The following is a 26,821-nucleotide window of genomic DNA, read 5'->3' on the forward strand; positions in this document are numbered from 1 at the left end:
TGCTTCAGGGCAAGTAAATACTGAACACGCCACCGCCCAACGGCCCGCCATTGCGAAGCTCGGTTCGACCACCGACACCGTTGCGCTGGTGCAGCGCGGCAATGCGTCCGGCGAAGTACAGACCCAGCCCGGTACTGCCACTGCTGTGATTGATGCCCTGCACATAATCGGCCTGGCGCTCGAGCATCTCGACCGGGTAACCATCGCCGTCATCGTTGATGCTCAACACCAGTTGCCCGGCCTCGTCGCTGACCGTGATCAACAGCGATTCACGGGCATGGCGGATCGCGTTGTTGATGCAGTTGCCCAGCACCGAGGCGATCAGCTCACGGTCGAAGAAACCCAGAGGGCTCAGCGGATCGACTTCGTAAGTGGCGATGATGCCGCGACTGGCGAAAACCTCTTGATGAGCCGCCAGTTGCGCCTCGATGAAATCGTCCAGCTCGTGATACGCCGGCTGCAACGGCATCTGGTTGACCCCAAGCTTGTACAGCCCGAGCAACTGCACCAGCATGCCGTTGAGGTGTGCGAACTCGAAGTCGATCACGCCCTGCTCCGGCACCTTGCGCTGGTCCTCGGGCAGATGCGCCAGCCATCGGCTGTGGGCCTGCATCAGCATGGCCAGGGAGTTCTTCATATCGTGCACGGTGGAGGCAATCACCGTAGAAAAATCCAGTGCCTGATCGTCTTCATTCATTCGCCAAACGCCTTGCTTTTCAGCTTCTGATAACGCGGATAACGCGCGTCGGTGTCGGGCATCAGGCCGACCATTTTCAGGCAGGCCCGACATTCTTCCAGCTCCGCCGACGGCACACTGGTATCGGTGCCATGCAGCAGCGACTGCGCCATGTTCAGCGCGATGCTGATGTTCTTCGGTTGCATCTTCAGCGCCTTGCGGAACACCTCGCGGGCCTCCACCAGGTTGCCGGTCTTGTACACGCGCACGCCCTGACGGTTGAGGTCGGCGGCAGCGTTGCTGGAACTGAGAATAGTCGGGTCGTCGGTGAGCTTGGCGATGTCTTTCATCACCGTCGGGTCATCGCCGTAGATTTCCGCGCAACTCTTGAGCATCGACGTGCCCGCTTCGGCCTGGCCGAGCATCTGCAATTGCTTGGCAACGAGCAACGCGGCCTCGGGACTCATGAACTGCTCCATGCCGTCGAGGCGCAACAGTGCTTGCTCAGTGAGCTTCTCGGCGGTCTCGGCGTCGTTGAGCAGCAGACTGGTGGCCTTCATCAGACGCGCGCGAATCTGCAGACCCGGATCGCTCGGGTTTTCCTTGGCCACGGCACTGAGGGTGGTGTTGATCTCCAGCCGCGTGCGAGTATCGAGGCCCTTCTCGCTGCCCTTGCTGATCAGAGCGTGGGCCAGACCCAGGTTACTTTCCGGATCCTTGAATCGCGACTGCGCACCCTGCGCCACCGCCTGACGGTAAGCCTTCGAGGCCGTGTCAAAATCTTCGTTGGTCATTGCCAGCTTGCCAAGCAGCGCCTGCCGGCGCACCGCCAGCGGCGACAGGCGAATCGCTTCTTCCAGCACCTTCTGCGCTCCCTTGGTATCACCCTCGGCCACCAACACATCGGCCATGCCGTCGTACAGCGCCGGCATCATCGGGAATACTTTCAGGGCTTTTTCATACACGCCTTTGGCCTGGGCCACCTGACCACGCTTGAACAACAACTTGCCCAGCCCGGCAAAAGCCCACGGCAACGGCCGGTCAGCGATGATGCTGTCATACAGCCGCTCCAGCGCTTCGTTCTGATTCATGTCGCGCAGGGCATCGGCGCGGTAACGCAGGCACAACGGCGAATAGCGGATGTCCTGCTTGCACAGGGCGATACAGGCGTTAAGCACCTCCACCGGCTTGCCACGGTCAAGGGCTTGCAGAATCGGCTTGAGCAGGGTCTTGCGCTGCTCCAGACGCTCCAGGCGCTGGGCCAGACCGATCCGGTTGAACGGCTTGGTCAGATATGCGTCCGGCTCGTGCTCAAGAGCACTGAGCACCATCGCCTGACTGGTTTCGGCAGTGACCATCACGAACACCGCTTCGTGACTGATCAGCTTCTCCATCATCAGGTCTTCCAGCACCTGCTGGCCGTTTTTCTTGCCGTCACCGAGGTGAAAGTCCTGAAGGATGAAATCGTAGGACTTCTGCGCACACATTTTCAGCGCCTGCTCACCGGTGTCGGCGGTGTCCACGTCCTTGACGCCCAACTCGCGCAACATCGAGCGAACGGAACTGCGGAAATCCGAGAAATCATCGACGATCAGAAAACTCTTTTGGTGATACGACAACATCGAGGATTTCCAGGCAATTGAAGAGAATGGACCGAGGGCACATTTCAGGCGCGCAGATGATAGCTGGCGGCCAAATGCTATCAAGCAATTTCGTGCGACTCTGAAGGCACCGAACGGGTTATCGGCCGGATCAATGGTTCTCTTGAAGCGGGGGTTCAAGATTCGTTGTACAGCGATTACCCTGCGCGCCTGCTCCCACCCTCCTACTTCAAGGTTTTCATCGTGTACATCAAAGGACGCTACATCGTGTCGGCCTGCGCACTGCTGTTTTTCCAGCAGGCACTGGCGAGTGGAATGGACTGCACAAAGGCTGTGAGTGTTGTGGAAACCACCATTTGTGCGAACAAGCCTCTGTATGAGCTGGATGCGCAGATGGCCTCGATTTATGGACGGTTAATCAGGGCTATTGCGCCGGGACAGGCCGGGATCAAGACTGCCCAGCGCGAGTGGCTGAAGACAAGGGAAGCGTGCGGCGAAGATGTGGATTGCCTGAATCGGAGCTATTCACATCGCATAGAAGGATTGCATGCGCAGTGGATCGACGCCGTCGCCTATCAACCTGACGACACCGACAAACAGGTCATGCAAGATCTGCAACAACGCATTCGCGCCGCGACCAAGGTCAAACCGGAGTTCGCCCTGGAACGGGCGCTGGGTTCTCTCACGATCAGCAAGGGTCAAACCTCATTCGATGGCGATCCAAATGATGACCCGTCCGAGGATCACACACTGTTTCCCAAAACCATTCCCAAGGGTGTCACACAGGATGAATGGAAGGCGCTGACCGCATCAGGACTCGAAGCAGATGCAGAGCAAGGTCGGGCCAGTTACACACTTGTGGATCTGGACGGTGACGGTCAACGCGACTTACTCATTGCAACCTACACCGGCGGCACCGGCCTGTTCACGTTCTATGAAACCTTTCGCCGTGATGGAAAGCGGTTTACTCGCCGATTGACGCCTTATGATCCTGAATCAGGCGCTGGCAGCTCGTTGTTTTCCGTTAGTGAACGCGGAGCCGAACAATCGGCAAGCTGGATCAAGTCTCACGGGAGAACGTATCTCGCCTTCCGCAATGGCTCATACGGTGTTGATGAGCTGTACTTGATCAATCCCCTGAAGATCAATCGTCAGATACCAACAATTACGGTTCGGTACGACTACCAACTGACCGTGCCCCACAACCAAAACCGCGAGAACGACAATACCGCCTACAAGCTTCAACCAGGTTTGCAAAAGACGCTCAGCCAAGCGTTGACCAAATCGAACGCTGGCAAACCACAGCAGCCGAGCGAGCATAAAAGCCCTCTCTGCCCCATTCCTGCATCGGGAGAAGGCGACGATACCTACTACAGCTATGGTGCCGGCTACTACGTAGACGAACCTGTGACCGATATGCCGGTGATCATCGGCAAAGAGTGCTACATCGCAAGATTGATCAATTGGTATGGGCGTTACGGCGATAAAGACGGGCTGTATGCAAAGTTGATGTTGCGCAAGCCTGGGTCGACGGATCCGGAGCAGAGTTACTCGGTCAAAGGACGTCGACATGTGACGCAGGTCAGTTCCGAGATCAGTACTCGCGGAGCCGAGCTTTTCTAGCAGTTGATTCTGCGCCGCCGAGAGCCACAAAAAAGCCCCGCCAGATCACTCTGCGCGGGGCTTTTTAATAGATGGTGTCCCAGGGCAGGTTCGAACTGCCAACCTTCCCCTTAGGAGGGCTATTCAAACCCCAGCAAACAGCGGCCAAACCCCGCATTTATTGGGATTTTAGTCCGGTTGTGTCCGTGAAAACGACGCCGTATAGTTCTTTTTGCACCCACCATGCACCCATGGGAACAAATTGAAAGAGAAGCTCACCGCCAAGCTGCTGGCGTCCCTGCAGATAACCGGCCAGGAATATGAGGTCCACGATACCACCGTCGGCGGTCTGTTCGTGCGCGTCACTGCCGCTGGCGCCAAGTCCTATGTAGTGACCTGGGCCAGGGGCCGCAAGAAGACATTGGGTCGCATTGGCATACTGACGTTGGAGCAAGCGCGAGCGGAGGCTACTCAATATCTCGCGGAGGCAAGAACCCTGGGGGAACCGCTAGCCGTTACCCAAGGACGTAAAGGCGCTACCCTCCCCACCTTACGCGAGTTCATCGATGACATATACATGCCTTGGTTCATGACGCACCACAAAGGGCATGAGAAAACCCTACACACGCTCGACCACAACTTCGAAGCAATTATGCCCCAGCGTCTCGATGCGATCACTGGCCGCGACCTGGACCAGATCCGTACGGGATGGATGCAGTCAGGCAATAAGCCGTCGACGGTCAACAGGAAAATGGGCTCTATCAGCGGCGTATTCAGCAGAGCCGTTGAATGGGAGTACATCGATGCCCACCCGATGGACAGGCTCAAAGCCTTAAAGGTCGACTCGATGGGACTGGTCCGCTACTTAGATGCTGAAGAGACGAAACGACTTCGGGAAGCACTCGACGCCCGTCAAGACGAGGCGCGGGTGGAGCGCGAGAGTGCTAACAAGTGGAGAGCGGATCGCGGCAAGGAACTGATGCCGAGCTTGCTGCAGGTCCCATTCACCGACCACCTAAAGCCTATGATCCTGGTATCGCTGAATACAGGCATGAGACGTGGAGAGCTGTTCGACCTGAAATGGTCGGCGGTGAACTTCCATACGAAGACGATCACCGCCGCCGGCGCCACCACCAAAACCAGCGACACACGACACATCCCGATGAACAAGGAAACGGTGCGCGTGCTGGAAGACTGGAAAAAGCTGGCCGGCAAATCTCGATACGTGTTCCCGAGTCAGGAAGGCGGCCGTCTGGAGGACGTTAAAAGCGCCTGGCTCAGGCTGCTAGAGCGCGCCGAGATTGAAGGCTTCCGCTGGCACGATATGCGGCACGACTTCGCGTCACGCCTGGTGATGGCCGGCGTACCGCTCAACACAGTACGGGATCTGCTGGGGCACGCCGATATCAAGATGACGCTTCGCTATGCGCACCTAGCGCCAGGTACGAAAGCAGCTGCGGTGGAGCTGATTTAGAAAGGAATATCCGGCATAAGATCATCGGCAGTCATAGGGACTATTGTCGGAGACATTTTATGCTTTTCAACGTGATCAATGGTTTCCTTCCACGCCCGTCTCACCCGATCTAACATCAACCTATTCGGGTCATTGTCAAAAGAGCCGTCACTGTACTCAAGCCAAAAATATGAAGTGGCCTTGATGGTTTCCCATATCCTGAGCTCATCATAAGTCAGCGCCTCCGGCATATGAATCGCCAGCTTTGCTAAGCGCGCGGATTCATCGGTCGACCAAACTTTATCGAGCACACTCGACAGCGTACCTCCGTCAAAGTCCAAAGATTGCTGGGCGATTGCGTTAGATATCGCCCACTCAATCACAGCCGTCAGCGATCGCTTCTGCAGCCTCCCCATTATGTCCAATGCGAATTTAATTTTCGGATCAATCCTGATCCCAACGGCAACCGTAGTGCTGGTCTCGCCGGTCCGCTTGCTCGTTTTCGTCGCCATATAGCTGCCACCTCAATAGATCGGCCCAACCGACCCCAGGTGCATAGCTTGCTGCACTCGCATTCTCTCGTCAATCCGACTGAGTACGAATGAATTTAGCAATTGCTTGATCATTTATAATTTATGAATATAGACTAGCAACAACTGGCACCAACCTAACCCTGCCAGAAGGAGTCGTTATGTCACAACTAGCCGCACTGCCACCTCTCTCAGTCAGCGTTGAGGAAGCAGCACGTATGACCGGCTACTCGCGGTCCGGAATTTATGAAGTCATGGCTAATGGAGATCTGAAGGCGTTCAAGCTTGGCAAACGCCGATTGATTCTTGTGGCCGAACTGAAGGCTTGGATTGAACGCGCAGCTAAGGCCGGCGCACGGTGAGGCTCAAAAATGAGGGAGAGGTTTTGCGCACGATTGCGCTGCAGATTGCCAAGGCGGTGTTGGAGCACCGCCTTAGCGAAAACACACTGGCTAGCACCAACGTGAGGGGCAAACTATGACACGCCATTCTTCAACTGAGCAAGATCGCAAAATGATGGAGGCCCTTCGAAACGGGCCGGTATCGACCATCGAAGCCGCCAAGGATCTGGATATCGTCCAGCCACCCAACACCATCCGCCGCCTCAGGAAAAAGGGGCACGAGATTCGCACCTACTGGACGCACCAGTCCACTGAGCCTGGTCGCCCGCCTCACCGCGTCGCCAAGTACATCCTCATGCGCGAAGCGTCGTAAACCAGAAAAGCGGGGGTGTCCTCAGTTTTGAGGACACCCCCGCGCCTGCCTGTGAACTACTGGTTTGGTTACCCAGCCGGATTACGCTGAGGTCGATTCAGTGGAATGCCTAGCCACAAAACTACTTAGCCGTGGGGACACGGTTAGCATCGAGCTTGGGCAGCTCGCCATTCAACCGGCGAGCGGCAAGCCCGTACCGCCTGAGTGGATGGATCAAAAAGCACTGGAGATTTGCCGATCGGTACTGGCGGCAATTGGAGTCGATGCATTCAGATATGAAGGCTATAGCACGGGCCGATACGGAGAGCATAAATCGGCCGGCGTCACCCTGCGCTTCACATCGGTAGTGACTGGCAAAACTGCCTACGCCATTTTCAATGTTGACCTGACCCGCAAACGCACAACGGTAGGAGGCAAAGCTGGTGCACCTCTTCCGGCCGGTGAGTTCCGTGTCGGCGAGCGAAGCCATTTTTACAAGTTCTGGCGGGGCACTGGCCTACCACTACCCGAGCGGATGCAGCGATTCCACAAATGCATGGGAAAGCTCTCCAGCATCTTGCTGGCTGGAGAGTTGAGCAAGGATCGACTTAATGTGCAGTCGCTTCAGCCTTTGACCATCACCGCAGACCAGGCACACCGAGCATTTTTAGGGAACAACTTGGGCACAACTTGGGCACAACTAGGTCACAAGGAGGGCACAAGGTCAGGGCACAAGGAAACGGCTGCAGACCATGAAAAACGTGGGCCACAGCCAATTTCAACTACGTGTTCTTCAAACTACGAAAGCAAGTTAACAAGAAGGGATGATAACAAGACAGCCCCCATAACTGATTTACCTTCCCCTAAGCCTCCCCAAGAGCAGAGTGTGGATGAGTGGCTGGAGGCATATAGCTCCACCTGATCTACTTTGCCAAGATGGCACCAACCGCCCGCCAATGAAAAAGGGCACCACCCTGTTTCGGGGTAGTGCCCTTGATACTGCGAAGGTTTCGTAATTTGTCAGTCAATGTCTGTGGGAGCGAACTGCTCAGCACCAGCCCGCAGCGAACGGAGACCAATCACCGCCGCCCGGGCTACGCGATCGATGAATCCCGTCTCCAGACTTGTGCAGCGCCCTCCCATTCCCACGATCGCGAATTGGATCGCATGAAACGCCTCTGTCTCGTCGTAGGTGGCCAGCTCGGCAATCTCGGCATCGAAGCACGCGATGCCCTTTTCCCAGTCTCCAGGCACGCCATAGTTGTACCGCGGCCAATTGATGAGTCGACCGGCATCATCGCGCTGTGTGAAGCTCAGGTCGTCCCGTGATCGAATAGCAGCACTCATTGAGCCACCTCCGCCGCGTCGAGCGCCTTCTGCATCTGCTCAACTTCGCTGTCGACGTAATTCGCCCAGTCATACCCTAAAAAGCTGCCGAGGCTGGCCAACTCTTCGATATCGTGCGACTTGCCGTGTTTCAGGTCCTTCGTGATCGCGTTGAACAGCACCCGCATATTGCTGATGCGTTCGTGAGTGGCGCGCAGAAGCTCTAGGGCTTCGTCGGCGATGCGAGCGGTTGGCTGACTCATTGCACACCCCCGGCGACGATCCCGCTGAATGAACCGACGCAAGGCACTACCCTCACGCTGACGGCGCCGAGCATTTTCAGCGAGGCCAGATCAGTGAGTTTGATGCTGGCCGGCAAATTCATCGAGCCTATGACTTCCCCACGTGCATCGAGGATTTGGATGGTATTCTGTTTAAATTGCATGACGTGTCCCTTTAAGTTACGTCGTGTGATCGCCAGGCCGCTGTTGACGCAGCGGCTTGGCACCTCTTCTCTGATGGCTCAAATCTGAGCCACCGCTTCACCCGTTACTGCTTGCTCTTCTCGCTGATCCAGCCCGCCGCCCAGCTCAGTGGGTCTTTTGTGCCGATCGGCTTGAGTGGTTTGCCATCCCGCGCTGCCTGCCTGCCCTCCTCCTCGGTTTCACCGTGAATCCATACCGTTGTTTGCCTAAAACCAGCTTCGCGCTGACGTTCTTTGTAGATCCTCTGGCGATCGGCCGCAGATAGCGGGCCTTTCGGCTCCTCTTTCTTCATAAAAACCTCCGTTAGCAGTCACAATGAACCAATAATGGACCATCGTTAGCAGTCACGCAATAGATAGGGTGCAAAAATGTCCTCATTTGCGAACCATTGGATCGAGCGCTACGATGATGGCCTTATGCCTGTTGAAGCCATATGGCACATTGAGCGTGAGAACAACGAAGAATGGGATGATATGAAAACCACTTATACATTCGCGCTGGAAGGGCACAGCCGATTTATCTCGGAAGTAACAACAATCCGCGAAAACTTATTAGAACCTCTGCTTGAAGGTGAAGAGTGGGAATACTCTAGTAAGTCTTTTCAAACCATACCTTCTCTAAGATTGGACCTTAGACCAAAGGCATTCGGTGGACTTGAAGTTGCTGGTACGGTAATATTATTTCTTGGCACCTGCTTTGCAAAAAAAATTTTTGACGAATTCTATGACCGCCTACTAAAGCGCCCGGTCGGCGTGATGGTGGACACAATAATAAAAAACGTAAAGCTACCAGATCATGCATACTTGGAATACCGAGATATAGTTTACTTTGAAGATATCGACACCTCCGTAGTGATCCGTCTATTGCTCAAAACCACAGAAGGCATAGATATCGACTCGCTTCTACTCGAAGGCCACAAAGCAGCCCACCAGTATCTTGAAGCTCATGGCAAGAAAGCACAAATTCATTGCCATAAAATCGTTGATGGAAAACTGGATACCCATCCAGCTTTCTTCACATCCTTGGATCACATCAAGGCAAGCGACAAAGAGCACTTGAAAGCCCAGAGAATATTCTAAGCTAACTGAATATTTAGAAAATACTTACTGCAGCTCACGCTCATCTACATCAGGGAAGAAAATAATGACACCAGGCTACATATATGTTCTTCAAAACGAGCTCTTTGGACCTTACGTCGTAAAAATTGGTCTCACTACATTGGAGCCTGATGCTAGAGCGTTACAGCTTTACAATGGCTCATCAGGAGTACCCACCCCATTTGATGTTCTCACTGCTTATTCTGTCGGTGATTGCAAACAAGCCGAAACACAAATTCACAAGCGGCTTAGAGCTTTTCGAGTAAATGGAAGGCGTGAATTCTTCCGAACAAGCCCATCAGTGGCGGCCTCGCTAGCCTATGAGACGTGTGCGAAGATTAATGACTCGCTTGGCCTAACATCTCCAAAGCCATATGTTATCAAAGTAAGATCACCTAAAAACAAAAAGCATGAAATAGATGCGATTGAACGGCGAATTTCCGTCCCTGAAGACAATCAAGAAACAATTGGCATCGAACTAAAAAAAATCAAAAGCAGTCCTATTGGAACAAGCAGTATATCTCCAGAGCAAGCAGACAGAATAAAAATAATTGCAATGTTACTCTCCAAGATCTTCCCATCCAAGGTAGAGGAATGGCTTGAAGATTTCACTCGAGACCTCGACCCAGAGCGAGAGATATGTATCTGGGAGCAGATAACAAAATCCTACCTTACAATTGATGAGATTGAGATCGCCAGCGACGATCTGAAACAGGAGGCTTTTGCATTATTGCTACACCGCTCCACCTCACCTACGACTGAAGTACTAGCCGAAGCAGAATTAAAACATTTCAATAGAAAGTCGGCTAAGCGATTATTGCAGTCGTACGAGTTAAAACCAAAACCCTTGGTCGTGGTAAAGCGCGCAAACCAAATTGCCTAACAAAAAACTTAATGCAAGCGTAAATCCGTTAAACCGCTTTCGCGCGACATACTATTTGAACCGTGTGCAAAAGCTGTCGACTGAGCACTAGTCGAGCGTCCTATCTCAAATAGGACACTTCTGGGTTTAAAATCCAAAAAGTGAGTGTGATCTAGATCTGAACCACCGTAGGTGTGCTCAAAACTGAGCACATCAGCGATGCCGGGAGAACTTCCGTTATATCGCATCACCACGTGGCCACAATTGGTCAGGCAGATGCGCGCAAAGCTGCTCACATCTGCGTTACAGATCTGAAATTGGGAATTCCCGCTTTGCCTTATCTGCCGGGCTCGCCGACACTTTCGTGAGGCGGTCATAAAAAGCATGGGAGGTTTACTCCAATGGTGGAAACCTCGATGCCCCACCGTTGGTGTAACGCCCAGACGTCCACCACTGGTGGGAGTTACAGGCGCATCTGCTTGGCAATCTGACGCGGACTGACCCTGCTGATACAGACCGATCAAACGGCTGGAGCAGGATTGACGATCTGAGTCTTGCCTCTCTACTGGCCACGCGCCAAGATCGGCAATCTCTCACGGAAGGAAAACCAAATGACGGCATTGTTCGGGAAGCGCTTCAACGAACTTGAGCAACAATGGATTGAGCTCAAAAAAAATACCGTCATGAGGAGAAATGGTTTTACGGACAGGATGGAGCCTTACCTCTCCCCGGACGTGGTTCTCAATTGGGGCGTTAAAGCAAGATCCCTCATAGAGCGCACCTGTGGTGAGAACTCAAGCCATCTCCAGACATTCAACAAAGCAGAAGAGCACAGCTCTTATGACTCCAATGTCGATCGCCTCACTCGTATGAGCGCGGTTTTCCTTGCGGCTAAAGAGGACTATGAAGGCGGTTACCTCAACTCACTCCGGAATCTGGTGCAGGCAGATGTCTTCACGAATGAGCTTGAGCAAGCGGAGGAACTCCTCAAGTCGGGCTACGCAACAGCCGCGGCAGTCATTGCTGGAGTTGTGCTCGAAACCACTTTACGCGACCTGTGTACTAACCATGAGCTAGAGCACGGTAGCCTTAACAAAATGAACGATGATCTGGCAAAGGCCGGCGCATACAACGCCAGTCAGAAAAAGCGGATCACCGCTTTGGCTGCAATCCGCAACAGTGCCGCCCATGGTAAACCGGAGGAGTTCACGGCCGCGGACGTGAGGGGCATGATTGATGACGTGGAGCGCTTCCTCGCGACGACCCTTCAGTGATCAACAACTGAGCTTTGATGCACTCTGCTTTGAGTGCATTAAAGCCCAGGTTAGAGCTCTGCGTGACGAGTGGGTGTCAGTCTGACGTACTAGCTCACCCATTACGCCGCGTCACAGTCGTCTTTATACGCTCCCACAGTGCTTCACGAGCTTCAGTTAGCGACTTTTCCTCCGGCCGATCTTCCGTTACCAATGCATAAACCTCTTGAATCTCACCGGCAGCTGAAGCGAGATCGCTTTTCCACCTGGATAGTGTCTGCACCTTATGATTGGTCAGTGCCATAAAATCAGCATTTTGCGCGCGAATTTTTTCGTAGTCATCCTTAGATATAACATCCTGAGGGGAGGTAAACACCTCATCAAAATCAACATACAAAGATGAGTTCTTCAAGCGATTTGACTCTTGATGAAACTCTTCCTGAACCACCTTAAATGCGCCAACTGCTGCGGCAACATCATTATTTTCTTCTGCAACTTTCTCAGCCTCCGAACGAGGAAGAAAGTACGCATTCATTTTATTTTTCCCCTCGTGCCGCCGAAACGCCTTAGAAAGCGATTTTATATTCACCCTATTACCAACTAAACACGAGCAAACTGCAGCACACAACATCTCTATTTTTCCGCACTCTTCAAGTGATATCTGATGTAACAAATACCCTCGAGAAAATGCCTTTACATCAGCCAAAACGCCTGCCTCATAAAACAGCCGGTCAGCATTCTCAAATACGCTCAAAGTGCCATCAATAAGAATAACTGCAAAAGCTTCCTGCTCAGATGTAATCGCCATTTCTACCATATGCTCCTTGTCCAAAAAACTCATCGCGCGAAAAGTAGTGGAGTTTAACCAATACTCTCAGGCCGTACACCATGACTAAGGGTCTGTCCTCATACCTCAAATCTGAACACACCGCGCGTAAACGCGATACGAGCAGAATTGCTCACATCCGGCTAACGCGGTCAGGTTCGAGGGAGTCGCCACAGTGCTAGCCAACCTGCTTTGCTCAGATCTCAAATTTGACCCTTCTGGATTTCAAATCCGAAAGTGGAAAACCCACCCTTCACCGATATTAGAATTTCATGGGGTGGAATGAGGAAATCTTCTATGCCAAGCCGGTTTCTCTTTCATAGTGCTTACAAAATGATCAATGACCGCTTTGGCTGCAAAATGAGGCGCAGGAGCTAGGATAATTGCTTTCCAAATGCTGTCTATCTCAACTCCCGAAGAGCGTCGATCTTCGGTTTTCATGTGAATAATGCGATCTCGAACACTCTTTAGTTGCTTGTATCCCTGCCAGCACCGAGCCCCCTTGGGTGAAGAGCACTTCAGGACCTCAGGCAAAACTATAGTCAGCTTTTCATCAATGGGTGTGTGACGCTCAACAGTTTTCTTATTTACCGCTTCAAGCACAACCTCACTTCGACGGTGACGTGCATAGAAATAATCTGCAGGAATAGTTTCGTTAACGAACGCCTCAAGCGCCGTGAAGGACAAGACAATCGACTCAATCATTTTCTCAATGTAATCAAAGGCCTCCTCATCTGAGGGGAAACTGACCTCTGAATGAAGGGTTTTATCAATGCCACTTCGCTCACGAATTTCGCGTGCGGCAATAAACGCTGTGGCCGCCGAATTGAGTAGCAGAGCTGAGGCATTGGGTAGAGGGATTGTCAGTTGTTTCTTCTTCGTCATTTGAATCACTGACGAGAGAGTGACTCGTGTCCCCGCGGGTGAAAAGGTACCGGTCCATGGCGAGGTGAAATCCTGCGTTAGATGGGTGATTAGCTGGAGTCTCCAATCATCACCATTCGAAATCTGTGCTTTATCGGAAGGCTTCATAGGCACTCGGAAAGTGGTCAAATTCAGTTTGCAAGTATGGCTGAAGCTACGCCTGACAGCAGGCCGGAACAGGCCTATTTAATGGTGATCCTAGCTCACCTTTGAGCCTCCAGGCCGAAGTGATTTTGCCTCACTTCGCTTTGCGATGAAGCGCTGAGGATTTCTCGGTAGTTCGAAACCCCGCCGGGGGAAGATGTGCTCAAAACTGAGCGCATCGAGTACGCGACACGTTTTCATAATTCGCAAAACGTGTCGCGACACCTGCCATTCCGAAATGGGATGGCAGGTCCAGCCCCCACTGGGGGCTGGATACGTCAACTCCCCCCATTGGGGAGAGTTCCTCAAATTGAGGAAAAGTCCCATCACTCTAATTTCCCAACCTGCATTGCAGGATGAATGACTGGGCTGAAAACTCAGCCGCGTATCACTTTGGATTCCGGCTACTTACTGCAACAAAATCCCTCCCCTTCTCGCCCGGCAAAACCACTATTTCAGTCCCATTCAGTCCCATTCCGTGTATCACCTGAGGTGCACCCAAAAAATACTGGATATAAGATCAGATCATGCCTAATGTGGGTTTGAAGCTATTCAAATCCACTCGAGGCCATCCCATGAACACAGCCAAGACCGCTCGAGGTCGACAACACAAACCGACTCGCTCAGAGGTAGCCGCGGCGTGGGGTCGCCTGCGCGACGCTGCCAGCGAAGGAAGCATCCAGGCATCCGCCCTACTCATCGCGCTTGCGGAAAACAAACCGGTCATAGCCATGGAATCGCCCGCCGCATGACTGAGCGCGACAAGAGCGGGAAATGGAAGCCCGGGCAGTCAGGCAACCCAGGTGGGCGCTCCGGGCAAACACAGGAACTTCGCGCTCGACTTGCCGAGGGTGCGGACGCAGTTACAAAGAAGGTGCTCGCGGCTGCTAAGAAGGGCGATATGCAAGCCTGCCGACTGATCCTTGAACGCCTTGTCCCTCCAATCAAACCGACCTCCGAGCCGGTGCAATTTGAACTGGACGATACGGACCTACCGAGCGCAGCCAAATCAATCATGCGTGCAGTTGCCGGCGGACAACTCGCGCCCGACCAAGGCAAGTCACTCATTGAAGGCTTGGGCGCCGTCGCCCGAGTGATCGAGGTTGCCGAGCTTCAAAAGGCCGTCGAAGAACTCCGAACGCAAATGGAGGGAATGCAGCAATGAGCATCAAGTCATTGAAAGCAGAACTGCAAAGGATCGCCCAAAAGATCGGTGCCGCAGATGAAACAGTGCTGCTGATTGTGCTCGCGGTGATCCGAGCAAATACCAGAGAGATCCAAGCGGAAGAAGACTTCCCGAAAACCGCTGGGCACCAAGTCGACTATCGAATTCAGGGGCGGAACGTATCGCTTTTTTTCCCCTTCGCAGAGATGGATAGCGACCAGGGTGAGCAAATGGCGAAAGCCATCATTCTTCACACTCGACAAATTGAGCGCGCCGGCCGGACAGCTCAAGTGGGCATTCTCGATATGCGCGTCGCCCCCGAGGAAGGGGCTTGGATCGTTACGTGGCCTCCTGAAGGGGTCACTGTTGAGCAACACGCTGCAGAGCAATACCAGCGGATCGTGGAGGCACGCAATGAACATCCGTAACCAAATCGCCCGCCTGAAGCAGACCGCCGGCGACTCCCAGTTTAGTAGCGACGTTCGGCAGATCAGTCAGCTGATGGACGAGTTGAGCGCCGAAGCCGTCGGCGGCGCCGCTGTTGGGGAAACGTCTCTCCTCGAAATTCTCAACGCCTCTACGTGCTCCTACCGCCCGACTCCAATCCCAAACAATCCAAAGGTAACGCAATGAAAATCGGCAAACGCTCAGTTCTCAAGGTCGGCTTGGCCAACCTCCACTACTCCGAATACGAGCACTCCCGCATTGAGTCTCACACGTTCTCTATCCAGCGTCCGGACGGGACCAAAGGAGTATGGCAAGCCGGCGGCTTGATGAAGTCCGCTCGCCAGCTTCAAACACTGGCGCTGGAGACCTTCAAAGACTTCGGCGAAGAGATCGTCTCGATCCGAGAAAACAAAGATTTCAACTCGTCCGCGATCGAGCGCTTGAGCAAAGAAAAAATCGCAGGCGTGACAGACACCCTCCTTCCCGCGATGCAGTCGGTCGCGAAGGATATGCTCACCCTGGCCCAAACCGTCACCCAAGGCTTCTCTCCTGTCACTCCGCGCGCGAGTAGCGATATCGCAGGCTTTCTCGCAGACCAAGAACTGAGAGCCCTTGTGCGAAGCCTCAGTCCGGAAGAACGCCGCAACCTCATGTCAGAAGCGCGCCAGGGTGGTCACCCCGATATCGTCGAAGCAGTGCTAAGAGCAAATCCGATGCTCTCTGGCCTCAACTCTGAAGCAGCAGCGAGCCTTTCCCGGGCGGGCATCGCCGCCTCTCGCGCAGACGATATTGACGCTCTTCGCCAAATGCTAGCCGTCTACGACGATGTGCTCGCCACCACTTCGCAGGTCGGGGTGTCGCTCAGCGGGATGATTGCCAACTCGACAGGCTACGCAGGTCGATTCGAAAAATGGCGATCGGGGTGTGACGGCTCGGAAGCGTTGCGCGCTTGGCTGGAAAAGATCCCAGCTCGAGGCAAGCCAAAAGCCGCAGAAGAAGAAACCGAAGCCGCGTAATCGGTTCGGCGTGCGGCCGTCAAACAGGAGCAAATACCTTGACCACCTACCAACAGTGCTTCGCCGAGGCGTGCAAGACAACTTGCTTTGCGTCCTACCCACTCAAACAAGGTCCTGACTCCGGCTACGTGGTGTGGGATGTCCAGCACGTCCGCGACGGCCAGAAGGTGACCATTGACGGGCCGTTCTTCACCGAGGATGAAGCCCGGGTATCGGCCGATCTTCTGCGCGGCACCTACCGCGGTGCAAGGGCCTACCAGGGGATCTATGACCGGATCTGGAACTACGACCCACGCCACGAACTGGTGACTGTCGACCAGGCACATATGTCGCGCTCGCTGCTCGCCATCCGACTGGGTGTTTCGGTACCCAACAACAGCGCCCAGGGCGCCAAGGAGTAAACCATGGCTATGACCACCAACTACGGAACCAAAACCCGAATCCTGCTGAGCGGATCGGCCGGCAAGCTGTTCGGGCGTGAACACATTTACGAACTCTCCACCGGCGACACGCGGGAAGCTGTGAAAGCGATCGACGTCAATCACCCTGGGTTTGCGAAGTACCTCGCAGATGCCAAACGGAAAGGTCTCGAATTCGCAGTGTTTCGGAACCGCAAGAACATCGGCGAGCGCGAGCTGAAGATGGGTGGCGCTCAGGAGATCCGGATCGTCCCGGTAATCGCTGGGAGCAAGCGTGCAGGTCTATTTCAAACTGTACTTGGCGTGGTTCTGATCGCCATGAGCTCTGTAACGAACGGCGCGACCTTAGCACCAGGTATTGCACTCGCCGCCGGCGGCGTCATTCAGATGCTCAGCCCACAAGCCACCGGCCTGAAGCAGAGCGCATCCCCGGAAAACGCGCCGTCATACGCCTTCGGCAGCGCCAAGAACACCACGGCCAGCGGCAACCCGGTGCCGATTTGCATCGGCGTGCGCCGATGGGGCGGCATCATCATTTCGGCGTCGATCCATGCTGAAGACAGGTTCTAGCCAACCTGATACCAACCAAAAAATGACTATTAATGACCTAAAAGCCCACCAAATGGCGGGCTAAATAGAAAAATCAATGGCACGATCTAAAATACATCACTACCAGCAAAGCTACGATAACAAGATAGAAGGGGCCCACCGAAGAGCTTCTCGCAATTTTAAAAAAAGATTCTACCCTTCCCTTATAAATTGAAGAATCCATATTAAAATCTATAGAACCAGAGGCCTTCTGCGAAACTTCTTTATAAAGCTCACGATAAAGCCGTTCCTGCATCAAATAATAACTATCCAACCACCAGAACAACATAACCGGCACCAAAACAACCAACATATATGCAAAGGTTATTTTATCAGCAGCGATAGCTAATAGCGCCGCAATAAGGGCGATCGTCCATCCCTTTACAAGAAATGAATTTGCAGCCATTCGATTGACCACACCTTGTATAAATGTGAGGTGTGCAATTTTCTCATCCATAAATAGCCCCCTCTTTTTTAACTCCGTAAAGGAAATCAAGAGGATACTTTGGAGCTTCGCGCCGTTGATATTCAAGCCAGCTTGAGAGTGTTGAATTATTTATATGCTGCAAATGAGATAAATCAACATCATAGTGGATGCGCAAGCTCTTCTCGAAGCTCTCCAAACCGGCGCTATCCATTGCTTCGCCAATCATACGGCGATGCTCACGAAGCTCCTTCTTTCTCAGAAGCTTAGTCATTGCAATTTCAGAAAAAATCCAAGGCGACTCAGTTGTGCCTGAACCTTTTATAGACTCATCAATCTTTATTGAGTTTGGAGTATTAACGAAGAACACGCACTCGCAAGAGTCCATTGTCTTTGTCAGTGCAGTGGACAGCATCATATGGACGTGACTAGTAGATTTATTGCGATCATCGTAATTATAGATTTTTCGCTCTTTATCGTAGCAATACTCGTCATCAATCATCTTTAAAAGATCAGCCGAATACCCCCATATTGACGAGTCAATAAAGCAGCTCAATCCAAATTGCTTATGAAGCCAGCCTGACAAAGCTATAATAGCTGGTTCATCCTTATGTGAATGAGAAAGAAAAACATCAGCTTTGACTGGAGGAAACCATTCAGCAACAATTTTTTCAGCCCAAAGTCCGCCATCAGGCTTCTTAAAAGAGTCTAGCTTATTTTTTACCAATCTCTTGTGCGCATCGTGCAAAATTTTTCCGTCTGTATAAAAATCTTGGCAAAAACCTAGATCGACGCTCAAATCAAAACCGGCATACATCATTAACTCCCTATAATAACGAAACACCTTTTACATTTAACCCGTTTGGCATTATCTAGCTGAAAAACGGGGCGAGGCTCATCGTAGCATAAAGCCATGCCCGAGCTGATACGCGCAAATTCACGTTTATTTGCGCATTCGGCTTGATAAGTGACACTCATAGTGCAACAGTATTAGTAGAACACCTTAACTGATACGGGCAGCACATCATGTTCATCCGCGCATACCTCCGAGCATCGACCGAAGAGCAGGACGCCGGCCGAGCCCGGGCCTCACTTGAGCAATTCGCCACCGACCACAACAAGGTGATCGCGAGCATTTACCTGGAGAACGCCAGCGGGGCCTCGGCAGATCGGCCTGAGCTATTGCGCCTGCTCAAAGATTCGCGCAAGGGTGACGTGTTGCTGGTGGAGTCGATAGACCGCCTCTCACGTCTTCCTGTAGAGGATTGGCAGAAACTTAAGGCTGCGATCGACTCAAAGGGTTTGCGCATTGTCGCGCTCGACCTACCGACTAGTCACCAGGGAATGCAGGACACGAAGGGGGACGAATTCACCGGCCGGATGTTGGGCGCAATCAATTCGATGTTGGTAGAGATGATGGCGGCGATCGCTCGAAAGGATTACGAGCAGCGTCGCGAACGCCAAGCCCAGGGGATCGAAAAGGCTAAACTAGCCGGCAAATACCAAGGGCGGCCGGTCGATATGGATCTACACAAACGGGTCAGGGAGCTACTTAATGCCGGCATAGGCATTCGCGCGACAGCGCGCCATGCAAATTGCTCCACAACTACTGTGCTAAGGATTAGAGACAGCCTCTAAAAATCCTTAATTACTTCGCGATATCGGAAGTAGCTGCGGAACGCTTGAACACCGACAGCGGCGGAAAGAACGGCAATTGTTCCGGTCGCCAGAATGAGTATAAGGCGCCCCTCCTCCGAGCTCAGCAGATCTCCCGATCCGAAAAATACACGGCTGGCAACTACAGATACGGCCAGTGAGGCAGCGACTCCCATGGCCGTAACAGACATCCAACTGGACGGTCCTACCTTATCTGCCATGCTTACTAACAGCCCCTCATTCTTGGCAATCTCCCCAATCATACCAAGGACATGAAGGCTTTTTTCCACTTGTTCTTTGTGCTCTTCCGGCACAACCTCGAGAACACCACTGATGATTTGAGCGGTATCAGCCTTCATCTTTTCCCAAGTTAATGGCTCTAGCTCTGATTTGACCTTAGTGATCAGCTCATCAATCTTGGTCGAATACTCAGTTTTTTGAGGAATATTAAGATGACGGCTTCTCTGGAGCCGCAAAGCCACGTCTTGAAGAAGAGTGACGGGTGTGCAAGAGGGGCGCAGGAGCACGGTGTGGAAGCGCTCTGAAGCTTGGATTAGGTTATCTATCAGAGATCGAGACAGATCTTGCTTGTTGATGATGTAGCTCTCAACAACGTCTAGAAGCTCGACCGTCGCGTGCTTGGTCCTCTCAGAAGAGGCTGAAACCGAATTGTTCTGCTGAAGTCGGTAAAAAAGGTAAGAGCCGCCGAAGCCGATAAAAATGGAAGCGATCGATATCCAGTTGCTGATTAAGAAATCAATCACGACACAATCCTTTGCATTCAGTTCGAGCAATGGTTATCGGGTAGCATTTCCAGCTTTCTGCACCCACCCTGCACCCATACGACAGAAACCTGGTTGAGGAAAAAGCCTGAAAGCCTTTTAAAATATGGTGTCCCAGGGCAGGTTCGAACTGCCAACCTTCCCCTTAGGAGGGGGATGCTCTATCCAATTGAGCTACTGGGACACAGGACTGCCGGTGCGACAGACGGCGTGCATGTTAACGGCCGGGCCCTGATTTGTCATGTCGTCCGCAGGGCTTTTTAAGTGTAGGCAGGCGCCTCGCAAAGCCGTGGGACGTTTTGTCGTGCAATTTGCATCACCGCAAAAAAGCCATCATTGCAGAATGCAACCCACGCCTCTCTGGAAACCCTTCCAAATGCTTGTTTTTAAAGGACTTAACAGCGGTTAGACTATTGGCACGACGGCTGCTTCAGGTTCTTGCAAAAGAACAAACGGAGCATTGCCTCATGAACCGCTTCCTCTTGCTCGCAAACGCAGTTGCCCTGACGGTTCTGGTGGGTTTTCATTTCATCCCCCAGCACAACGAGGACGTGGCCCAGCGTATGCCCCATTACCTGCAGGTGCAGAAGGCGCCGCAATGGGCGGTGTTGAACGACCAGCATGGTTTTACCGCGCAAGACGTCAGCGAGCCAGATCAGGCACCGACGACACAGATGCCTGAACGCCTGGTGTTTTGAATCATTTTCCGGAGTACCGCATGTCCAAATCCGCCCTGGGGTTGTTGATCCTCGCTTTCTTGAGCGGTGTTCTGCATTTCTCGCTATTCGAAGAGACAGAAATCTCTTTGCCCCTGATTGGCTGCGGCGTTTTCGCTGTCCTGTTTGTACTGGCCCTGGTTGCCGGGCGCAAAATCAAGTTTGATCCGGTACTGCGCTGAGCCTGACCAGTTCCAGCAAATGACCGACGGCATCCGCCAGGTCGCCCGAGTTGTCGATCAGGTGCACAGGCCTGTCGATTGAACGCCTTTCCTTGAACAGCGCATTGCGGGCGAGCCGTGCATCGATCTGTTCAAGGGTCTCCCGACCGCGCCGAAGCAGGCGCTCGCGCAGGACATCATCCCGAACCGTCAACAACACTGGCACCAGTGTGGGGTAGCTTTCCAGCGCTTGTCGAAGGTTCGCACGCGAGCCGTTCACCAGCACATGCTTCCCGGCTTTCAACCATTGGTCCATTTCCACCGGGATCCCGTAGGCCAGGCCATTGGCCTCCCATGCCAGAGAAAACTCACCTGCACGCTGCCGCCGTTCGAACTCTTGCGGCGCCACACCGATCGCATCTTCCCCCACCGATTCAGCCGAACGCGTGATCACCCGACGTATTACTTCGCAGCTCAACGCATGCAGTGGCACGCGTGCAGCCTCAATCAGACTGTCCTTGCCGGAGCCGGAAGGCCCCATGAGATAAATCAGCCTGCCATCCATCCTGAAAACGCCCTCCGACGGGCATTTGCCCCTAGTAAATCGGCCATTTGCCACTATCCTGTACAAGGTAAGGAACAAGGATTTTAGCCGCATAGCATGCACGGTCCGAAGTCTTCAGACATCAGTTCGTGCGCTTCAGGACGCGGTCAGCGATACGGGCCGATGCATTCTTTTCAAACCAGTCCGCATTTCTGATAATTGGTGCTGGCATTACGCCTTTACCCGGATCAATATTTGTCACAGAATTGACGCCAATGATCTGGCAATTTTGAGGCATGATGCGAGCCTCTTAACAATTCAGGTTGAACCATTTGGCCCGGATGCATGTCCTACAACTCATCCTGCGGCCAATCCCGAGAACCGCTCCCCTGAACTAACCGGTTAAATATATGCGCCCATTGAAACAGGCAATTTATTCCAGCCGTACGGCTGACAAGTTCGTCGTACGTCTGCCAGACGGAATGCGTGAACGCATTGCCGAGGTGGCTCGCAATCATCATCGCAGCATGAACTCCGAGATCATTGCGCGCCTTGAGCAGAGTCTTATTCAGGAAGGCGCACTGGGCGAAGAGCTGAGCATGCGCCTCGACAGCCCGGAGCTTTCGCTGCACGAACGCGAGTTGCTGCAACGCTTCCGTCAACTCTCCCATCGCCAGCAGAACGCGCTGGTGTCTCTGATCGCCCACGACGCCGAAATGGCCGCAGACGCATCCTGAGTCAAGCCGAACATCTCAAGCCAGCATGAATGCTGGCTTTTTTTTGCCCGCAATTTGAGTTTTTCAGGGACGAAAAAAAGCCCGCCAATTGGCGGGCTGTTTCGATACAGGCAATCAGAGCAGGAAAATCGTCGCCAGCCCCAGGAAGATGAAGAAGCCACCACTGTCGGTCATGGCCGTGATCATCACACTGGCGCCCATCGCCGGATCGCGGCCCATCTTGGCCAGGGTCATCGGAATCAACACCCCCATCAACGCTGCCAGCAGCAGGTTCAACGTCATGGCGGCAGTCATCACTACCCCCAGTGACCAGCTGCCATAGAGCATGTAAGCCACCACACCAATCACTCCGCCCCAGACCAGGCCGTTGATCAACGCCACAGCCAGCTCTTTGCGCATCAGGCGCGAAGTATTACCGGTGCTGACCTGATCGAGCGCCATGGCGCGAACGATCATGGTGATCGTCTGGTTGCCGGAGTTGCCGCCGATGCCTGCCACGATCGGCATCAGCGCCGCCAGAGCCACCAGCTTCTCGATCGAGCCCTCGAACAGGCCGATCACCCGGGATGCGACGAATGCCGTGATCAGGTTGATCGCCAGCCACGCCCAACGGTTGCGCAGGGACTTCCAGACAGACGCGAAGATGTCTTCCTCTTCACGCAGACCCGCCATGTTGAGGACTTCGCTTTCGCTCTCCTCACGAATCAGGTCGACCATTTCGTCGATGGTCAGACGGCCGATCAGCTTGCCGTTCTTGTCGACCACCGGGGCCGAGATCAAGTCGTAACGCTCGAACGCCTGCGCGGCGTCGTAGGCGTCTTCATCCGGGTGGAAACTCACCGGATCGCTGGCCATCACCTCGGAAACCTGTTTCTCCGGATCGTTGACCAGCAAACGCTTGATCGGCAGTACACCCTTGAGCACACCGTCGTAATCGACCACGAACAGTTTGTCGGTGTGGCCCGGCAGCTCTTTCAGGCGACGCAGGTAGCGCAGAACCACTTCAAGACTGACGTCCTCACGGATGGTCACCATCTCGAAGTCCATCAGCGCACCGACCTGCTCCTCGTCGTAGGAGAGAGCCGAACGCACACGCTCGCGTTGCTGCTGATCCAGAGTCTCCATCAGCTCATGGACGACGTCTCGCGGCAGCTCGGAGGCCAGGTCAGCAAGTTCGTCGGCATCCATGTCCTTGGCCGCAGCCAGGAGCTCGTGGTCATCCATGTCCGCGATCAGCGTTTCACGGACGGAATCGGATACTTCAAGAAGAATGTCGCCGTCGCGATCAGCCTTGACCAGTTGCCAGAGCGTCAGACGGTCGTCCAGCGGCAGGGCTTCAAGAATATAGGCGACGTCGGCGGAGTGCAGATCATCGAGCTTGCGTTGCAGCTCGACGAGATTTTGCCGGTGGACCAGGTTCTCGACCCGGTCATGATGCGGGCCTTCCTGGCGGTGCGTCAGATCCTCGACGACCCGCTGGCGCTGCAGCAGCTCAACGACCTGAGCCAGGCGATCCTGCAGGCTTTCCTGTGTTTTCTTTACTTCGATTTCGGACATAGGCGAACTCCACTCCCAGCAGCGGGGCACGCCGGAAGGATCAATCAGTCAATTCATGATTGGTGAAACGGGGTACTGAGTAACTACTGGGTAAGTCCATGGAGGTTTTCCATAAGCCCCGGCGGGGCTGACGGGCGCAATGATACACCGCCTGACGGTTTTAAACGTTAAAAAATCCAGCCTGAAACAAGCGCTTGCGAGACAAACCTGAGCGCTGTCCTGATTCTCCACACTGCGACGACTCATCCTGAAAAGAAAACACACCGGCGATGAAAAAACTGCCGGCTACGCTTGATGAGGATCGTCAAGGAGGACGCCGAATGCCATCGAAAACATCTCGATTCATGCTGACCACCCTGCTCTGCCTGCCCGCCATCGGGAACGCAACGACACTTCATCGCTGCGAAGCTTCTGATGGTCGCGTCACGTTCACGACATTGAGTTGTGCGAACGATGAGCACCTTTCACTGCAGGAAGTTCGCCCCTACTCGCCTGGCTCGACCGTGACACTGATACCCGAAGCCCGACACGAAGAAATATCCGGTATGAATATCAGAAAACGAGAAATGGCCGTCGTCGGGCGCACCCAGGACAAATGCGGAGACCTGATCGACGCGCGACAGAAACGCGAAGCAATCATCAATCAACGAATCATCGCCGGCATGAGCCAACAGGATGTTGAAAGTGCCTTGGGCAAACCCGACAAGATCAGCATTCGCAATTCGGTAACGAGCTATCGTTACGACCTCAAGCGAGGCCGCAGTGCTCAAGTCGATTTTGATGAGAAAGGATGTGTGACGGGAAAAGCCAAATCCCGGACAGCAAAAAGCCCGCGTTAAACGCGGGCTTTTTGGTATATGGTGCACTCGACAGGATTCGAACCTGTGACCGCTCGGTTCGTAGCCGAGTACTCTATCCAGCTGAGCTACGAGTGCATTTTGTGTTTTTAGGCCAGACCACAACTGACTGAAACCAAGTTATTTGCATTGCTGCAACTAACTCTTAAATGGTGCACTCGACAGGATTCGAACCTGTGACCGCTCGGTTCGTAGCCGAGTACTCTATCCAGCTGAGCTACGAGTGCATTTGTGTTTGTTAGACCAGATCACACCTGGTTGAAGCCGAGTCATTTACATTGCTGTAACCAACTCTTAAATGGTGCACTCGACAGGATTCGAACCTGTGACCGCTCGGTTCGTAGCCGAGTACTCTATCCAGCTGAGCTACGAGTGCATTTGTTGCGCCGCATTATAGCCCGTCTAATCTCTATTCCAACCACTTTTTCTATTAATTTCAACAACTTACAGAAAAAGCCAGATTACAACGTACTAAGCAAATAATGGCGGAGAACGGGGGATTCGAACCCCCGACACCCTTGTGAGGTGTACTCCCTTAGCAGGGGAGCGCCTTCGGCCACTCGGCCAGCTCTCCGCAACACGGGGCGTATATTAACCACCTTCTTCCCCGTTTGCAAACATAAAAATCGATAAAAATTAATGGCTTGGTTCTTCGTCCTTCTCTTTCTTTATACGCAGGTAAATTTCCTCACGGTGCACGGCCACCTCTTTCGGGGCGTTGACGCCGATACGCACTTGATTTCCTTTGACGCCGAGCACGGTCACGGTGATTTCGCCATCACCGATAATCAGGCTTTCTGCGCACCGACGAGTCAGAATCAGCATACCTTTCTCCTCACGCGAATCATTTCAGGGACAACAGTCTGCAAAAAAAAGGCACCCGACCTACAACCGGAGCGATCGTAGCCCTACATGCCTGAGTATTGACCAGCGCGAGCAAAAGAACAGTTCAGGGGCTCGCGCCATTCAAAAAATAAAGGGCGCGGTCAGACCGCGCCCTTCACTGACCAGGATTACTCGCCCTGACGGGCCGGAGCATCCAGTTCGAAAGCCGTGTGCAGGGCGCGCACGGCCAGTTCCAGGTATTTCTCCTCGATCACTACGGAAACCTTGATTTCCGAAGTCGAGATCATCTGGATGTTGATGCTTTCTTTCGCCAGGGATTCGAACATACGGCTGGCCACGCCTGCGTGAGAGCGCATGCCGACGCCGACGATCGAGACTTTGGCGATCTTGGTGTCGCCGACGACTTCACGGGCACCGATCTCGCGAGCGGTGTTTTCCAGCACGGTCTGCGCGGACTGGTAGTCGTTGCGGTGCACGGTGAAGGTGAAGTCGGTGGTGTTATCGTGCGCGACGTTCTGCACGATCATGTCGACTTCGATGTTCGCGGCACTGATCGGGCCGAGAATCTTGAACGCCACGCCCGGGGTGTCTGGCACGCCACGGATGGTCAGCTTGGCTTCATCGCGGTTGAAAGCGATGCCGGAAATGATCGGCTGTTCCATGGTTTCCTCTTCATCAATAGTAATGAGGGTGCCCGGACCCTCCTTGAAGCTGTGCAGTACGCGCAGCGGAACGTTGTACTTGCCGGCGAACTCCACGGCGCGGATCTGCAGCACCTTGGAGCCGAGACTGGCCATTTCCAGCATCTCTTCGAAGGTGATCTTGTCCAGACGCTGAGCGACCGACACCACACGCGGGTCAGTGGTGTAGACACCATCGACGTCGGTGTAGATCTGGCATTCGTCAGCCTTCAACGCAGCGGCCAGCGCTACGCCAGTAGTGTCGGAACCGCCACGCCCCAGGGTCGTGATGTTGCCGTGCTCGTCGACGCCCTGGAAACCGGCGACCACAACCACGCGACCGGCTTTCAGGTCACCACGAATCTTCTGGTCATCAATCTGCAAGATACGCGCTTTATTGTGCGCACTGTCCGTCAGGATCCGCACCTGATTGCCGGTGTACGACACCGCCGGCACACCGCGCTTGATCAGCGCCATGGCCAACAGGGCGATCGTCACCTGCTCACCGGTGGAAACGATCACGTCCAGCTCGCGCGGAACCGGTTGATCGTCACCACTGATTTGCTTGGCCAGATCGATCAGACGGTTGGTCTCGCCGCTCATTGCAGACAGCACAACCACCAGGTCATCGCCGGCATCGCGGAATTTCTTAACCTTGTCGGCGACCTGCTCGATTCTCTCGACAGTGCCGACCGAGGTGCCTCCAAATTTCTGTACGATCAAAGCCATTTCAAAGCCGCCTCTGCCCATGAAG

The 26,821-nt window shown here is 53.7% G+C and carries 35 protein-coding genes and 5 tRNA genes; 19 read left to right on the forward strand and 21 right to left on the reverse strand.

The window, feature by feature from the left end; genetic code table 11:
- Positions 1-4: 4 nt before the first annotated feature.
- Both C6Y56_RS21170 and C6Y56_RS21175 read right to left on the reverse strand, forming a co-directional pair.
- Positions 5-697 carry a sensor histidine kinase gene (locus C6Y56_RS21170; RefSeq protein ID WP_169431503.1) on the reverse strand — a complete coding sequence of 231 codons (693 nt, stop codon included), beginning with the start codon at positions 695-697 and terminating at the stop codon, positions 5-7.
- Complete coding sequence (locus tag C6Y56_RS21175; RefSeq protein WP_169431504.1) at positions 694-2,298, reverse strand: tetratricopeptide repeat-containing response regulator; 1,605 nt, start codon at positions 2,296-2,298, stop codon at positions 694-696. The genes C6Y56_RS21170 and C6Y56_RS21175 overlap by 4 nt, the downstream gene beginning before the upstream one ends.
- Before the next feature lie 222 nt (positions 2,299-2,520).
- Here C6Y56_RS21175 and C6Y56_RS21180 point away from each other — a divergent pair, with 222 nt between their 5' ends.
- Together C6Y56_RS21180 and C6Y56_RS21185 are read left to right on the forward strand one after the other, a co-directional pair.
- Positions 2,521-3,900 carry a lysozyme inhibitor LprI family protein gene (locus tag C6Y56_RS21180; RefSeq protein ID WP_169431505.1) on the forward strand — a complete coding sequence of 460 codons (1,380 nt, stop codon included), beginning with the start codon at positions 2,521-2,523 and terminating at the stop codon, positions 3,898-3,900.
- 241 nt (positions 3,901-4,141) lie between these two features.
- A complete protein-coding gene (locus C6Y56_RS21185) occupies positions 4,142-5,353 on the forward strand; it encodes a site-specific integrase (protein ID WP_169431506.1) in 1,212 nt (403 codons plus the stop codon).
- Here the strand turns inward: C6Y56_RS21185 and C6Y56_RS21190 are convergent.
- Positions 5,350-5,844 (reverse strand): hypothetical protein, encoded by a 495-nt coding sequence (locus C6Y56_RS21190; protein ID WP_169431507.1) that lies wholly within the window; start codon positions 5,842-5,844, stop codon positions 5,350-5,352. The genes C6Y56_RS21185 and C6Y56_RS21190 overlap by 4 nt on opposite strands.
- Positions 5,845-6,023: 179 nt before the next feature.
- On the opposite strand from C6Y56_RS21190, the gene C6Y56_RS21195 reads away from it, so the two are divergent.
- The 3 genes from C6Y56_RS21195 to C6Y56_RS21205 all read left to right on the forward strand — a co-directional run bounded on the left by C6Y56_RS21195 (position 6,024) and on the right by C6Y56_RS21205 (position 7,477).
- Positions 6,024-6,224, forward strand: coding sequence for a helix-turn-helix domain-containing protein (locus tag C6Y56_RS21195; RefSeq protein ID WP_134023847.1), 201 nt, complete (start codon positions 6,024-6,026; stop codon positions 6,222-6,224).
- A 154-nt stretch (positions 6,225-6,378) separates the two neighbouring features.
- Entirely contained in the window at positions 6,379-6,576 is a 198-nt protein-coding gene (locus tag C6Y56_RS21200) for a helix-turn-helix domain-containing protein (RefSeq protein WP_231501131.1), read from the forward strand.
- A gap of 100 nt (positions 6,577-6,676) precedes the next feature.
- The gene (locus C6Y56_RS21205; RefSeq protein ID WP_169431508.1) at positions 6,677-7,477 is read left to right on the forward strand and encodes a hypothetical protein; all 801 of its coding nucleotides are present in this window, start codon (positions 6,677-6,679) and stop codon (positions 7,475-7,477) included.
- Positions 7,478-7,575: 98 nt separating this feature from the next.
- On the opposite strand, the gene C6Y56_RS21210 is transcribed toward C6Y56_RS21205, so the two are convergent.
- The 4 genes from C6Y56_RS21210 to C6Y56_RS21225 form a co-directional block, all read right to left on the reverse strand.
- Positions 7,576-7,902 carry a hypothetical protein gene (locus C6Y56_RS21210; RefSeq protein ID WP_169431509.1) on the reverse strand — a complete coding sequence of 109 codons (327 nt, stop codon included), beginning with the start codon at positions 7,900-7,902 and terminating at the stop codon, positions 7,576-7,578.
- Positions 7,899-8,144, reverse strand: coding sequence for a hypothetical protein (locus C6Y56_RS21215; RefSeq protein WP_169431510.1), 246 nt, complete (start codon positions 8,142-8,144; stop codon positions 7,899-7,901). The genes C6Y56_RS21210 and C6Y56_RS21215 overlap by 4 nt, the downstream gene beginning before the upstream one ends.
- Positions 8,141-8,326: a hypothetical protein gene (locus C6Y56_RS21220; RefSeq protein WP_169431511.1), complete on the reverse strand. Its 186-nt coding sequence runs from the start codon at positions 8,324-8,326 to the stop codon at positions 8,141-8,143. The genes C6Y56_RS21215 and C6Y56_RS21220 overlap by 4 nt, the downstream gene beginning before the upstream one ends.
- Positions 8,327-8,430: 104 nt before the next feature.
- A complete protein-coding gene (locus C6Y56_RS21225) occupies positions 8,431-8,658 on the reverse strand; it encodes a hypothetical protein (protein WP_169431512.1) in 228 nt (75 codons plus the stop codon).
- Between the two features lie 76 nt (positions 8,659-8,734).
- Between C6Y56_RS21225 and C6Y56_RS21230 the strand changes: the two genes are divergently transcribed.
- From C6Y56_RS21230 to C6Y56_RS21240, 3 genes are all read left to right on the forward strand, one after another.
- Complete coding sequence (locus C6Y56_RS21230) at positions 8,735-9,445, forward strand: hypothetical protein (protein WP_169431513.1); 711 nt, start codon at positions 8,735-8,737, stop codon at positions 9,443-9,445.
- Positions 9,446-9,509: 64 nt separating this feature from the next.
- Complete coding sequence (locus C6Y56_RS21235) at positions 9,510-10,346, forward strand: GIY-YIG nuclease family protein (RefSeq protein WP_169431514.1); 837 nt, start codon at positions 9,510-9,512, stop codon at positions 10,344-10,346.
- Positions 10,347-10,936: 590 nt separating this feature from the next.
- Complete coding sequence (locus C6Y56_RS21240; protein ID WP_169431515.1) at positions 10,937-11,599, forward strand: DUF4145 domain-containing protein; 663 nt, start codon at positions 10,937-10,939, stop codon at positions 11,597-11,599.
- Between the two features lie 94 nt (positions 11,600-11,693).
- Here the strand turns inward: C6Y56_RS21240 and C6Y56_RS21245 are convergent, their stop codons facing one another.
- Together C6Y56_RS21245 and C6Y56_RS21250 are read right to left on the reverse strand one after the other, a co-directional pair.
- A complete protein-coding gene (locus tag C6Y56_RS21245; protein WP_169431516.1) occupies positions 11,694-12,386 on the reverse strand; it encodes an AbiV family abortive infection protein in 693 nt (230 codons plus the stop codon).
- 288 nt (positions 12,387-12,674) lie between these two features.
- A complete protein-coding gene (locus C6Y56_RS21250) occupies positions 12,675-13,436 on the reverse strand; it encodes a hypothetical protein (RefSeq protein WP_169431517.1) in 762 nt (253 codons plus the stop codon).
- 784 nt (positions 13,437-14,220) lie between these two features.
- On the opposite strand from C6Y56_RS21250, the gene C6Y56_RS21255 reads away from it, so the two are divergent.
- Genes C6Y56_RS21255 through C6Y56_RS21280 form a run of 6 tightly spaced genes read left to right on the forward strand, consistent with a single transcriptional unit; the run spans position 14,221 to position 17,089 of the window.
- On the forward strand, positions 14,221-14,637 hold the full coding sequence (locus tag C6Y56_RS21255) for a DUF5681 domain-containing protein (RefSeq protein WP_085730375.1): 417 nt from the start codon (positions 14,221-14,223) through the stop codon (positions 14,635-14,637).
- Entirely contained in the window at positions 14,634-15,065 is a 432-nt protein-coding gene (locus tag C6Y56_RS21260) for a hypothetical protein (RefSeq protein WP_169431518.1), read from the forward strand. The genes C6Y56_RS21255 and C6Y56_RS21260 overlap by 4 nt, the downstream gene beginning before the upstream one ends.
- Positions 15,052-15,270: a hypothetical protein gene (locus C6Y56_RS21265; RefSeq protein ID WP_169431519.1), complete on the forward strand. Its 219-nt coding sequence runs from the start codon at positions 15,052-15,054 to the stop codon at positions 15,268-15,270. Before C6Y56_RS21260 ends, C6Y56_RS21265 begins: the two co-directional genes overlap by 14 nt.
- On the forward strand, positions 15,267-16,100 hold the full coding sequence (locus C6Y56_RS21270; protein WP_169431520.1) for a hypothetical protein: 834 nt from the start codon (positions 15,267-15,269) through the stop codon (positions 16,098-16,100). Before C6Y56_RS21265 ends, C6Y56_RS21270 begins: the two co-directional genes overlap by 4 nt.
- Positions 16,101-16,138: 38 nt before the next feature.
- Positions 16,139-16,501, forward strand: a complete 363-nt coding sequence (locus C6Y56_RS21275; RefSeq protein ID WP_169431521.1) for a hypothetical protein — start codon at positions 16,139-16,141, stop codon at positions 16,499-16,501.
- A 3-nt stretch (positions 16,502-16,504) separates the two neighbouring features.
- Complete coding sequence (locus C6Y56_RS21280) at positions 16,505-17,089, forward strand: tail assembly protein (RefSeq protein WP_432760312.1); 585 nt, start codon at positions 16,505-16,507, stop codon at positions 17,087-17,089.
- Between the two features lie 73 nt (positions 17,090-17,162).
- Here the strand turns inward: C6Y56_RS21280 and C6Y56_RS21285 are convergent, their stop codons facing one another.
- Both C6Y56_RS21285 and C6Y56_RS21290 read right to left on the reverse strand, forming a co-directional pair.
- A complete protein-coding gene (locus C6Y56_RS21285) occupies positions 17,163-17,564 on the reverse strand; it encodes a hypothetical protein (RefSeq protein ID WP_169431522.1) in 402 nt (133 codons plus the stop codon).
- Positions 17,557-18,348, reverse strand: a complete 792-nt coding sequence (locus C6Y56_RS21290; protein ID WP_212633394.1) for a hypothetical protein — start codon at positions 18,346-18,348, stop codon at positions 17,557-17,559. Before C6Y56_RS21290 ends, C6Y56_RS21285 begins: the two co-directional genes overlap by 8 nt.
- Before the next feature lie 209 nt (positions 18,349-18,557).
- On the opposite strand from C6Y56_RS21290, the gene C6Y56_RS21295 reads away from it, so the two are divergent.
- A complete protein-coding gene (locus C6Y56_RS21295; RefSeq protein ID WP_169431523.1) occupies positions 18,558-19,169 on the forward strand; it encodes a recombinase family protein in 612 nt (203 codons plus the stop codon).
- On the opposite strand, the gene C6Y56_RS21300 is transcribed toward C6Y56_RS21295, so the two are convergent.
- Together C6Y56_RS21300 and C6Y56_RS21305 are read right to left on the reverse strand one after the other, a co-directional pair.
- On the reverse strand, positions 19,166-19,951 hold the full coding sequence (locus tag C6Y56_RS21300) for a hypothetical protein (RefSeq protein WP_169431524.1): 786 nt from the start codon (positions 19,949-19,951) through the stop codon (positions 19,166-19,168). The two genes, C6Y56_RS21295 and C6Y56_RS21300, sit on opposite strands and share 4 nt — an antisense overlap.
- Positions 19,952-20,076: 125 nt before the next feature.
- Positions 20,077-20,153 (reverse strand) — tRNA-Arg (locus C6Y56_RS21305).
- A gap of 283 nt (positions 20,154-20,436) precedes the next feature.
- Between C6Y56_RS21305 and C6Y56_RS21310 the strand changes: the two genes are divergently transcribed.
- On the forward strand, positions 20,437-20,667 hold the full coding sequence (locus tag C6Y56_RS21310) for a hypothetical protein (protein ID WP_169431525.1): 231 nt from the start codon (positions 20,437-20,439) through the stop codon (positions 20,665-20,667).
- A gap of 20 nt (positions 20,668-20,687) precedes the next feature.
- Positions 20,688-20,867, forward strand: a complete 180-nt coding sequence (locus C6Y56_RS21315; protein ID WP_169431526.1) for a PA3371 family protein — start codon at positions 20,688-20,690, stop codon at positions 20,865-20,867.
- Here the strand turns inward: C6Y56_RS21315 and phnN are convergent.
- Positions 20,842-21,411, reverse strand: coding sequence for a phosphonate metabolism protein/1,5-bisphosphokinase (PRPP-forming) PhnN (phnN, locus tag C6Y56_RS21320; RefSeq protein WP_169431527.1), 570 nt, complete (start codon positions 21,409-21,411; stop codon positions 20,842-20,844). The genes C6Y56_RS21315 and phnN overlap by 26 nt on opposite strands.
- 389 nt (positions 21,412-21,800) lie before the next feature.
- Between phnN and C6Y56_RS21325 the strand changes: the two genes are divergently transcribed.
- A complete protein-coding gene (locus C6Y56_RS21325) occupies positions 21,801-22,127 on the forward strand; it encodes an Arc family DNA-binding protein (RefSeq protein ID WP_003178899.1) in 327 nt (108 codons plus the stop codon).
- Between the two features lie 114 nt (positions 22,128-22,241).
- Here C6Y56_RS21325 and mgtE read toward each other — a convergent pair whose 3' ends face one another.
- On the reverse strand, positions 22,242-23,684 hold the full coding sequence (gene mgtE, locus C6Y56_RS21330) for a magnesium transporter (protein WP_011335525.1): 1,443 nt from the start codon (positions 23,682-23,684) through the stop codon (positions 22,242-22,244).
- Positions 23,685-24,004: 320 nt separating this feature from the next.
- On the opposite strand from mgtE, the gene C6Y56_RS21335 reads away from it, so the two are divergent.
- On the forward strand, positions 24,005-24,523 hold the full coding sequence (locus C6Y56_RS21335) for a cell envelope protein SmpA (protein WP_169431528.1): 519 nt from the start codon (positions 24,005-24,007) through the stop codon (positions 24,521-24,523).
- Positions 24,524-24,542: 19 nt separating this feature from the next.
- On the opposite strand, the gene C6Y56_RS21340 is transcribed toward C6Y56_RS21335, so the two are convergent.
- The 6 genes from C6Y56_RS21340 to C6Y56_RS21365 form a co-directional block, all read right to left on the reverse strand.
- Positions 24,543-24,619, reverse strand: a tRNA-Arg gene (locus C6Y56_RS21340).
- Between the two features lie 72 nt (positions 24,620-24,691).
- Positions 24,692-24,768 (reverse strand) — tRNA-Arg (locus C6Y56_RS21345).
- Positions 24,769-24,840: 72 nt separating this feature from the next.
- Positions 24,841-24,917 (reverse strand) — tRNA-Arg (locus tag C6Y56_RS21350).
- A 107-nt stretch (positions 24,918-25,024) separates the two neighbouring features.
- Positions 25,025-25,115, reverse strand: a tRNA-Ser gene (locus C6Y56_RS21355).
- Positions 25,116-25,177: 62 nt separating this feature from the next.
- The gene (csrA, locus tag C6Y56_RS21360; protein ID WP_002554426.1) at positions 25,178-25,366 is read right to left on the reverse strand and encodes a carbon storage regulator CsrA; all 189 of its coding nucleotides are present in this window, start codon (positions 25,364-25,366) and stop codon (positions 25,178-25,180) included.
- Positions 25,367-25,554: 188 nt separating this feature from the next.
- The gene (locus C6Y56_RS21365; protein WP_169431529.1) at positions 25,555-26,796 is read right to left on the reverse strand and encodes an aspartate kinase; all 1,242 of its coding nucleotides are present in this window, start codon (positions 26,794-26,796) and stop codon (positions 25,555-25,557) included.
- Between the last annotated feature and the right edge of the window lie 25 nt (positions 26,797-26,821).

The organism is Pseudomonas fluorescens, from assembly GCF_012974785.1.
Classification (GTDB): Bacteria; Pseudomonadota; Gammaproteobacteria; order Pseudomonadales; family Pseudomonadaceae; genus Aquipseudomonas; species Aquipseudomonas fluorescens_BT.